Genomic DNA, 5870 nt, shown 5'->3' with positions numbered 1-5870 from the left:
TGGGGCGCTGGATGTGTCGTTTACTGACCACTTCTCCGGTGGAACCTACGGTACCCACGAATATAAGATAGAGGTCATGAACGACGACGGTAGCCTGATCGAGTCTTGGGGCAACGTCGAATATGGTTCATCTTTCCCTTTCCGCATCGGAGTAGCCACCACCGCCGCGCACTTCATCAAGGTCAGCCACGACCCCGCCACCGGCGCGGTCGATACCGGCTGGTATCATCTGAATGTGACGCAGGCCCCGAGCGACATCGACTACGAATCCGAGAACAATAACACCCCCTCCACCGCGGAGACCATGACCCTCGGCCGTGTCATCGAGGGTCAATTGTCCACGGCCGCGGATGTCGATTGGTACCGCATCACCCCCGGCCAAGTTGGGGCGCTGGATGTGTCGTTTACTGACCACTTCTCCGGTGGAACCTACGGTACCCACGAATATAAGATAGAGGTCATGAACGACGACGGTAGCCTGATCGAGTCTTGGGGCAACGTCGTATACGGCTCAGACTTCCGAGTCGGTGTCGCTACCACTACCGCTCGCCTCATCAAGGTCAGCCACGACCCCGCCACCGGCGCGGTCGATACCGGCTGGTATCATCTGAATGTGACGCAGGCCCCGAGCGACATCGACTACGAATCCGAGAACAACAGCACCCCCTCCACCGCCGAAACCATGACCCTCGGCCGTGTCATCGAGGGCCAATTGCCCACTGCCGCGGATGTCGATTGGTACCGCATCACCCCTAGCCAGATCGGGGCGCTGGATGTGTCGTTTACTGACGACTTCTCCGGCGGAAGCGGCGGCACCCATCAATACACCATTGAGGTCACAGACAGCAGCGGCACCGTACTCGAGACTTGGGCCAGCACCTCCTGGCAAGGCAGCGACATGCGCATCGGCATCGCCAACACCGCGGCCCACTTCATCAAGGTCAGCCACGACCTCGCCACCGGCACGGTCGATACGGGCTGGTACCACCTGAATGTGACCCAGGCCCCGAGCGACATCGACTACGAATCCGAGAATAACGGCACCCGTCCGCTCGCCGAAACCATGACCCTCGGCCGTGTCATCGAGGGTCAATTATCCACTGCCGCGGATGTCGATTGGTACCGCATCACCCCAGGCCAGGTCGGGGCGCTGGATGTGTCATTTACTGACGACTTCTCCCGCGGAAGCGGCGGCACCCATCAATACACCATCGAGGTCACAGACAGCAGCGGCACCGTATTGGAGACGTGGGCCAACACCTCCTATCAAGGCAGCAGTAAGCGTATCGCGGTCGCATCCACCGCCGAGCGTTTCATCAAGGTCAGCCACGACCCGGCCAGCGGCGCGGTGGATACCGGCTGGTATCACCTGACGGCCACCTCCATCAACTTCGCGCCGACCCTCGTCCAAGCCCTGCCGGACCTCACCCTCAATGAGGATGTGGCCCTCAACCGCGTGATCCCGGCCACGACCTTCGCCGACCCCGGCGACACGCTGGTCTGGTCCGCCACCCTGGGCGACGGGTCGGCACTACCGGCCTGGTTGCGCTTCAATCCCACGACCCGCGCCCTGACGGGGCGGCCCGGCAATGCGGAGGTCGGGCGCTATGAGGTCAAGATCCTGGCAACGGACGCCGCCGGGGCGACTGGATCAGACAGTTTCAGCCTCACGGTCGCCAACCTCAACGACGCGCCGCGCCTGGTGCTTGCGGCCCCGGATCGCAGTATCAATGAGGACGCGGCCTTTTCCTTCGCCCTGCCGGGCGGGACCTTTGCAGAGGACGATGCCGGTGACGCCCTGACCTACAGCGCCCGTCTGGCCGGCGCGCCCACGCTGCCGGCCTGGCTCACCTTCGACCCCCGAACACTCACCTTCAGCGGCACCCCTGGCAATGCGAACGTGGGTACGCTCGATGTCCGCGTGGTCGCCACCGACCGGTCCCTGGCGAGCGTATCGGACGACTTCCGGCTGACCGTGGTCAATGTCAACGACACCCCGCTGACCGCGGCCCGGGTCCTGACGACGAATGAGGACAGCCGCCTGACCTTCCGCCTCGCCGATTTTCCCTTTGCCGACGAGGACGCCGGGGATGGACTCACCAAGGTCAAGTTCCTGTCCTGGCCGGTCACGGGCACCCTGGCGCTGGCCGGGCAGGCCCTTGGACCCTTCACCGAGGTGAGTGCGGCGGACATTGCTGCCGGCAGACTGACCTATCTGCCCGGTACCGATGTGACCGGCGATGTTGCCTTGAACTTTGCGGTCAGCGACGGTCAGGTCTATAGCGCGACCGCCGCCCTGACCCTGCGCATCGCCGCTGTGAACGACGCCCCGCGACTCGTCGCCCCCCTGCGGGATCAGGTGGCGACCACCCACGCCGCCTTTCAGTTCCAAATCCCAACCGGGGCCTTTGCGGATGTGGAGGCCAATCCGATCAACTATGGCGCGACGCTGGCCGATGGGACACCGCTCCCCGGCTGGTTGGGTTTCAATCCCGCGACTGGACTGTTCAGCGGGACGCCCAGGGCTGCCGATGCCGGCCGCTTGGACGTCCAGGTCACCGCTAGCGACTGGCTCGGCGCGAGCGCAACGGATCAATTCGCCCTCCAGATCGACCCCGAATATGGGGCGACCACGGCGACCGCCGGCAGCATGGCCGTAGGCATACCGGTGACCAGCCTGATCGATCAGGCGGGCGATAAGGATTGGTTTGCCGTATCACTGAATGCGGGAGTGACTTACACGCTAACCGTGACCGGCCAGGCGGTGGGGACGCGTCCGGCCCTAGGGGATCCCTATGTGCGTCTGTTCAGTGCCGCCGGGGTCCTGCTCGGGGAGAATGACGACGGCAGCCCGGACAGCAACGACGCGCGTCTGGCTTTTACCCCGACCGCCGCGGCGGTCTACTACGTCGAAGCCGCCGGCCTGGCCTCCTATAGCGGCGGTTATCGGCTGTTGGTGGCGGCGGCAAGCCCGAACCTCATCACCGGCGGGGCTGGGTCGGACCTTCTGCTGGGCACCCCCGGCGCCGATACGCTGAACGGTGGGGCCGAGGCCGATGTCATGATCGGCGGTGACGGCTCGGACCTCTATCGGGTCGATAACATCGGTGATGTCGTCACCGAGACCAATGCCAAGACGTCCATTGGCGGTAAGGATCGGGTCGAAAGCATCTTACCGAGTTGGACCCTGGGGGCTAATGTCGAACAGCTCACCTTGGTTGGCACCCTCGCCGTCAACGGGACCGGCAACGCCCTGTCCAACCTCATGACCGGCAATAGTCTGGCGAACTCACTCAGCGGCGGGGCCGGAAACGACACCCTGATCGGCGGCAGTGGCGCGGACACCCTGATTGGTGGGCTGGGAAACGACACCTACGGCGTGGATCGCGCCACCGACCGGGTCTCTGAGCTGGTCGGTGAGGGCACCGATACGGTTGAGGCCAGCGTGACATTCACCCTCCCTGCCGAGGTGGAGCGCCTGACCCTTACCGGCACCACGGCCATCAACGGGACTGGCAATGACCTGGCGAACATCCTGACCGGCAACGCCGCGGCGAATACGCTCACTGGTGCCGTCGGCAATGACACCCTGATGGGCGGTGCGGGCAATGACATCCTGGTCGGCGGGGCCGGCAGCGATGTGCTAACGGGCGAGGCTGGAGCGGATGTCTTTAAGTTCGTTACCGCGGGGGAGGGAGTCGACCGTTTGACCGATTTCCAGAGTGCGACGGACAAGATCCGCGTGGTCTCGGCCAACTTCGGCAACCTGCCGCTCGGTGTCCTGGCGGCGAACCGCCTGGTGGCCGCGGGCACCAGCCTCAGTAGCAACCTACCGGTCTTCGTCTACACCGCCAGCACCGGCGCCCTGAGCTTCGACAGCAACGGCCAAGTCGCCGGGGGATTGACTCAGATTGCGACGCTCACGGGCGCGAAGACGCTGGTGGCTGGCGATCTCCAGGTGGTTGCGGCCTAGTGGGATGGGGTGACCACTGAGCGGCCCCATCCGCCGCGAGGACCGTCAGGAACTCAGTACCAACGCGCTGGGCCGCCGGTTCGGCCTCGGTCATGGTTCCGGCCAGCCGAGGTACCGGCCGCCTGGAGTCCAAGGCTTCAGCCTTGGATTGGCAGGCCAAGGCTGAAGCCTTGGACTCCAAATGAGCAGCGCTGGCCGGAACGATGATCAAGGCCCGGGATAGCAACGCCCTGGTCCCCGCCAAGGACGGCGGACGCGGGGTCGCACGGTGCCCCGACGACTACCCGGCAAGCCGGATCATGCGCGTGGTAAAGTCTGGAGGTAGAGGCTGGCCGCCAGGCGGCCCGGCTGCCCCAGGGAGACCCTATGCAGATCCTGTTCGTCCACCAGAACTTTCCCGGTCAGTACCGGCATGTGGCCAAGGTGTTGGCTGCCGACCCCGGCCACCGGATCCTTGCCATTGGGGAGGCCCAGAATCTCACGCGCCAGGGCATCTTGCACCCGGCGATCCAGCGCATCGGGTACACCCTGGAGGGCCAGCGCGTCACGACTCAGCACCCCTGGCTTAAGGACTTGGAGGCGGCCGTCATCCGTGGGCACATCGTCTCCCGCATCGCCCTGGAGCTGCGGACCAAGGGATTTACCCCAGACCTGATTGCCGGCCACCCCGGTTGGGGCGAGACCCTGTTTCTGCGCGATGTTTACCCGCGGGCGCGGATACTCTCCTATTGCGAGTTTTTCTACCGGGGGGAAGGAGCGGACGTGGGGTTCGATCCTGAATATCCCGCCCGCCCGGACGACCTGCCGCGGTTGCGCGCACGTAACATGACCCACCTGACGGCAATCGAATCCGCTGATGTCGGGATCAGCCCCACGCAGTGGCAGCGTTCGCTCTACCCGCCGTCCATGCGGCCGAAGATCCGGGTACTGCACGAGGGCATCGACACCACTCAGGTGCGCCCGGACCCGGACGCGGTCATCGAGATTGGTGGGCTGCGCCTGCGCCCCGGCGACCCGGTGGTTACCTATGTGGCCCGCAATCTGGAGCCCTATCGGGGGTTTCACTGCTTCATGCGGGCGCTCCCTGGGATCCTGACGGCGACCCCGCGGGCCCAGGTCGTCGTCATCGGTGGCGACGAGGTGAGCTACGGCAAGAAGCGTGGCGACGGCCAGACCTTCCGCCAGGCACTCACCGCTGAGATCGGTGGGCGTGCGGAGTGGGGGCGGGTCCACTTCCTCGGCCAGGTGCCCTACGCGACCTATCTGCGGGTGCTCCAGGTCTCCGCCGCCCATGTCTATCTCACCTACCCCTTCGTGCTGTCCTGGTCGCTGCTGGAGTCCATGGCCGCCGGCTGCCTGGTGGTGGCGTCCGACACCGCTCCGGTGCGGGAAGTGGTGCGCGACGGGGAGAACGGCCTGCTCACCGATTTCTTCGATACCGGCCGTCTGGCCGAACGGGTGACCGAGTGCCTGGCCAACCAGACCGCCCTCGCCCCCCTGCGTGAACGGGCACGACAGACTGTGGTCGAAGGCTATGATCTCAACGCCCACTGCCTGCCGACCACGCTTGCGTTACTGACCGGCGGTGGGGCCGAGGTCGGCGCAGAGGGTCATGGTTCAGGGCTGCGGTCTTGATCATTATGAATTTTAAGGAATAACAGCTACTCATCGCGGTCGAGGCCGATTGAGGGGCGAGTTACCCGTCGGCCCAAAGTGACCACCTGTCGGATCTTATTGATCGCTCTCGGGATCTTTGACTCGACTTTGGCCATTTTAGGCGATCTCGATCATCGTGCCAGCCGCGACCGGCAATCGCGGGGCGCGGGTCCGCACGACGGACCCTGGGGGGACCACGGAACCAACCCGTCAGGCGCCCGCGGGCGGCCCCGGCGCGGCG

2 protein-coding genes are annotated in these 5870 nt (G+C 65.1%); both read left to right on the top strand.

Annotation, left to right across the window (positions count from 1 at the left end):
* Positions 1-76 precede the first annotated feature (76 nt).
* Complete coding sequence (locus QZY03_RS03795) at positions 77-3973, top strand: putative Ig domain-containing protein (protein WP_295578422.1); 3897 nt, start codon at positions 77-79, stop codon at positions 3971-3973.
* A gap of 366 nt (positions 3974-4339) precedes the next feature.
* Complete coding sequence (locus QZY03_RS03790) at positions 4340-5608, top strand: glycosyltransferase family 4 protein (protein WP_295578420.1); 1269 nt, start codon at positions 4340-4342, stop codon at positions 5606-5608.
* Positions 5609-5870 lie beyond the last annotated feature (262 nt).

The sequence above is a fragment of the uncultured Lamprocystis sp. genome (assembly GCF_903933125.1).
Lineage (GTDB): Bacteria > Pseudomonadota > Gammaproteobacteria > Chromatiales > Chromatiaceae > Thiodictyon.
This window is presented reverse-complemented; position numbering and strand designations above follow the sequence as displayed.

What these genes read in the sequence shown, in the direction of transcription:
- QZY03_RS03790 (WP_295578420.1), top strand. Translation starts at nt 4,340, where the DNA reads ATGCAGATCCTGTTCGTCCACCAGAACTTTCCCGGTCAGTACCGGCAT.
- QZY03_RS03795 (WP_295578422.1), top strand. Translation starts at nt 77, where the DNA reads ATGAACGACGACGGTAGCCTGATCGAGTCTTGGGGCAACGTCGAATAT.